Here is a 4,096-nt window from a genome sequence, read left to right on the forward strand (position 1 = left end):
AGTTTCTATCTCCTCATTTTGACTTCGATTCAGGATTTTTTTGCCAGGTAGATTAAACAAACCTGATTTTATTAAAATTTTTTCCGTTCTAATTACAATTCTATAAGAATTTGATTCATCAATACCCCATTTAATTCCCAGATGAAAAAAAGTAGGATATTCTCGCAAATAGGATAATGTCATTAAGATTTGGTCTTCTATGCACAATTTACTGGGTCTTCCCGATTTGTTTTGAAGTATTTTTTCCGCTTTGACTATTTTTACCATTTCTTTGAATGTCTCTTGATGTACTCCACAGTAGCGTTTAAAGTCGGCGGGGTTTAACTTTTTTACTTGTTCGTAATTCATCTTATGGGAGCTAATTTTTTCTTTTATTCTACCTAGAACTATCGCACTTTCGCAAGAGGTCTATTTCTAACGCTTTCTCCGGTTTCAAGAACTCGTTGCAGATCATCGAGCACTTGCCGCTCAACGGTCGGGGGATAATTGAGGTCAGCCATTGTTTTGCCTATCGCCTCTGCTGCGGTGACTCCCCACAAGTCGAGCAACACTTGATTGGCGTAAAGAAACCGCCCATCGCGGTCAAAGCTAAACACACAATCGGTGATGGTTGAAAGCGTTGCATCAAACTTTCGCACTTGGCTTTCGAGTTCGGCTGAAGTCTGCTGCAAGGTAGCTTCTGCCTGTTTGCGAGCGCTGATGTCGGTAAACACGATCGCCACCTGGCACATTGCTGCATCGCCGACCCGCGAAACCAAAATGTCAAACCAGCGATTGAGCGCATCCGCTCGCACTTCAGTGCGGATAGGCTCACCTGTGTTAATGACCTGTGCGTAAAGGTCATTCCAATACTGTTCCACTCCCGGTGCGAGTTCGCTTGCTGTTTTGCCTTCTGGGTTGGCAATGCCAGACTGTCGCTCGAATGCTGGATTCACTTGCAAAATGCGGTGCTCGAACGGCTTGCCATCGGCATCGAATAGCACTTCAACGGTGCAAAAGCCTTCGTCGATCGACTCAAACAACCTACGATAGTGTTCTTCAGATTGACGCAGGGCAACTTCTGCCTGTTGGCGTTCGGCTTCGATGCGCTTCGCCTCGGTGATATTGGTAAATAAAACGGCGAACTGATTGTTTTGCGGCTCACCAATGCAAAAGGCGTTGACATTAAACCAACGATTTAGGGCGCTTGCATAATTCTCAAACCGAACAGGTTCCTTGGTTTGTACGACTCTGCCATAGATCTCAAACCAATAAGCGTCATGATTGGGAGCTAGTTCCCGCATTCGTTTACCTGTTGCTTGCTCTAGTCCGGTTAGCCGTTCAAATGCCGCATTCACTTCGAGGAAGCGATAATCATGTGGTTTATCATTCTCATCAAACAGCATTTCGCAGATGCAGAAGCCTTGGTCGATCGACTCCAATAACGTCCGGTATTTTGCTTCGGATTCACACACTGCATCTGTTTGGGTGCAATTTTGCTCCCGTACCGATGCTTGCTGCACCTGTTCGGGTCTTTGAGCTTGATTAAGTTCGGTCAACAGAACCTGCACCGCCATTTTCAGGTCGTCTGACCAGGTTTCGACAGCACCCAATGGCGTTTGCGACCAATCGTGCGATCGCAGCAACGCCCCCAACTCACCGCCCCCAACAAACAACTTCTCAGCCATTGCCCTCACTTTTTCCGCCCTCATGCGTTTAGTTCCTTATAAAAAATACTTCCTTCGCATGGAATGGCAGCGTTCTCGTACCGTGGCATCACTTGACTCGGATAGCTGATTCAAAAGCATCTCAATTTGCTTTTGAGCTAAAGGAGAGGGAGTGGCGTGTCCATTTTCCCAGCGATTAATCGTTGGGAAGGATACCCCAAGGTGAACCGCGAACTTTTCCTGGGTCAGCTTCAGGGTTTGTCTGAGTTCTCGAATCAATTGACCGATGGCTGGTTGTTCAATACCGACGTATTGCTGATGAAACGCCATAGCTCGCAAACTTTATAAAGTTCTTTATTCTTAACTTTGGCTTGTTTGGGCTTTGAAGCAATATCCCTCAAGACATAAGCCTCAAAGTTACCTGTAAGTATTCAAAAGCGATCGGGTTCTGTAGTAAATTGTAGTATCTCTAATAAAGCTTTCAGAGTTAACAGGAGTTCATGTGGGAATGCAAATTGAACCCTACGACCCTCACCACCTTGATGCTGTTATTCGTCTTTCGCTTCGAGCATGGACTCCGGTCTTTGATTCGATTCAGAAGGCGATGAATGCTGGTATGTACAAGGCATTCTATCCCAATCATTGGCGTGTGAGCCAGCAAAAAGCTGTGGAGGATGTCTGTGCTGCAGAAGGCACGAATGTATGGGTTGCGATCGATGCAGGTTCTACTGTGGGCTTTGTAGCCGTGAAACTACACTCAGAGGACAGCATGGGTGAAATTTACATGGTTGCTGTCGATCCAGATTTTCAAGGTCAAGGGATTGGCACCGCTTTGATAGAATTTGCTCTGGCTTGGATGAAAAATGCTGGGATGACTATTGCTATGGTTGAGACTGGGAGCGATCCTGGTCATGCGCCAGCCCGTCACACCTATGAAAAGTCGGGTTTCGAGCTATTCCCAGTTGCCAGATACTTTAAAAAGCTCTAAGCAATAGTCCGGACACTTTTTCTCTGGCCCAATGGCTTATCCCCTATGACTTTGAGGCGAGCGTGGATAATTAAATCAATGTCACCTCTACCCCTGACGCGGCATTTAATTCGACTTTTTTATGATCCTTGCCTTGTAAGGCTTGTAGTATCGTTCCAAAAACTGTCCGGAGTATTGCTAAGTGCAGTTGTTAAATATCCAAGTTTACTTTGTTCTATAACTTTGGATCTTCAGATTGCTTGGTCACTTATAAATAGTTAGTATAGGCTAGCATTTAACATCGTAATCCTGTATGCGATTCAACGAATTGGAGAGAGAACGTCAACGGAATCAATGTCTCACTCAGGAAAAGTTTTCTGAACACTTATTAACACTAAAGGAATGTATGGATGCACAGTACCAATATACTAAGTTGTTTTATGGTCTTTTAGGAGAACGCCATCTCACTCAACATACTGATGCAGAAACGCCAATCGTATCAGCAGTAATTAAAAATGAAATTGCGCTTTACTCAATACTGATTTTAACAAGAGATGGTTTACCCGGTTCGGGTCGGGCATTATTACGTTCAGTTTATGAAGCATTAATGATCGCAAAATTTGCATCTCTACGGCATAGTGACAGTCTTATATCGAAATGGATAGCAGGAGAGACGATTTATTTCTCCAATGCCATCCTCAAGAAGATAATGACACCCGAACTTACTGAGCTTAAGAATCTTTGGGCAGTTTTATGTCAAGTATCTCATGCAACTATTTATTCATATCAGGTAACAACCAAATTTGAGGAGATTGAGAATGAAATATCAGCAAATTTTGCTATTTTAGCCATGTTACTAGGTTGCAATTTTCATCTCATAAATAAACACTATGTAACAAACTCAATGGTTTATTTGGCAAAGGCTTACCATAGCGAAGAGGGGGAGTTTCAGCGCCGTAGAGATACAGCGAAGATTGCTACTCAAGCTGCAACTAAATTTCTTTCTAAACAAGGTCGCCAGGTCATCAAAGAGTACTCTAAAGTGTGGCAACTAGCTCCTCAAGTTAGTTCGTAGAATTTGCTCTAAACAGCAGACTAACATTCGGGTGCAGCAGATTGATTGAAACCGCTTAGGAGAGATGCTAAGGTATTAGCCCGCTGACCCGATCTGTTAGATCGCTATGTATGTGACATAAGCTACAGGTTGTAAACAAATAAATGCTAATCATTGGAGGTTGTTATTAGAACTTCTAGAGATTGTAGGTGCTACCAATGCTTATAGAGTGAAGTGTGACTGCTGGATTTACAGTTTGAAATCTAATTTCGCTCGCGCATTCTATCCTTCAACGATCCGGCGATCGCCCGCTCTATTAGAAGAAACAGGTTTTAGAGAGTTAAAGAGAGGCCATTGGTGACAAGTTAAGGCTCAAAGCCAGTTGTCAAGGGGATTTTCGGCAGTGGCTCAAAGAAAAATGGTTCTCCA

At 43.8% G+C, this 4,096-nt stretch carries 5 protein-coding genes; 2 read left to right on the top strand and 3 right to left on the bottom strand.

Translation table 11 applies throughout. The features are described 5' to 3' along the window. The 3 genes from QUA04_RS28900 to QUA04_RS28910 all read right to left on the bottom strand — a co-directional run. A partial coding sequence (locus tag QUA04_RS28900) for a transposase family protein (protein WP_333264020.1) occupies window positions 1-348 on the bottom strand: 348 nt, incomplete at its 3' end. 38 nt (window positions 349-386) lie between these two features. Continuing rightward, a complete protein-coding gene (locus QUA04_RS28905) occupies window positions 387-1,691 on the bottom strand; it encodes a PAS domain S-box protein (protein ID WP_333264023.1) in 1,305 nt (434 codons plus the stop codon). Between the two features lie 12 nt (window positions 1,692-1,703). After that, a complete protein-coding gene (locus QUA04_RS28910) occupies window positions 1,704-1,976 on the bottom strand; it encodes a helix-turn-helix transcriptional regulator (protein ID WP_333264026.1) in 273 nt (90 codons plus the stop codon). A 178-nt stretch (window positions 1,977-2,154) separates the two neighbouring features. Between QUA04_RS28910 and QUA04_RS28915 the strand changes: the two genes are divergently transcribed. Both QUA04_RS28915 and QUA04_RS28920 read left to right on the top strand, forming a co-directional pair. Further along, on the top strand, window positions 2,155-2,634 hold the full coding sequence (locus QUA04_RS28915; protein WP_333264029.1) for a GNAT family N-acetyltransferase: 480 nt from the start codon (window positions 2,155-2,157) through the stop codon (window positions 2,632-2,634). 385 nt (window positions 2,635-3,019) lie between these two features. Beyond that, window positions 3,020-3,688 (top strand): hypothetical protein, encoded by a 669-nt coding sequence (locus QUA04_RS28920; RefSeq protein ID WP_333264032.1) that lies wholly within the window; start codon window positions 3,020-3,022, stop codon window positions 3,686-3,688. Window positions 3,689-4,096 lie beyond the last annotated feature (408 nt).

Source organism: Microcoleus sp. S13_C5, from assembly GCF_036700845.1.
Lineage (GTDB): Bacteria > Cyanobacteriota > Cyanobacteriia > Cyanobacteriales > Microcoleaceae > Microcoleus.

Excerpts from the sequence above, each read along its gene's own strand:
- QUA04_RS28910 (WP_333264026.1), bottom strand. The coding sequence starts at position 1,976 with ATGGCGTTTCATCAGCAATACGTCGGTATTGAACAACCAGCCATCGGT.
- QUA04_RS28905 (WP_333264023.1), bottom strand. The coding sequence starts at position 1,691 with ATGAGGGCGGAAAAAGTGAGGGCAATGGCTGAGAAGTTGTTTGTTGGG.
- QUA04_RS28920 (WP_333264032.1), top strand. The coding sequence starts at position 3,020 with ATGGATGCACAGTACCAATATACTAAGTTGTTTTATGGTCTTTTAGGA.
- QUA04_RS28915 (WP_333264029.1), top strand. The coding sequence starts at position 2,155 with ATGCAAATTGAACCCTACGACCCTCACCACCTTGATGCTGTTATTCGT.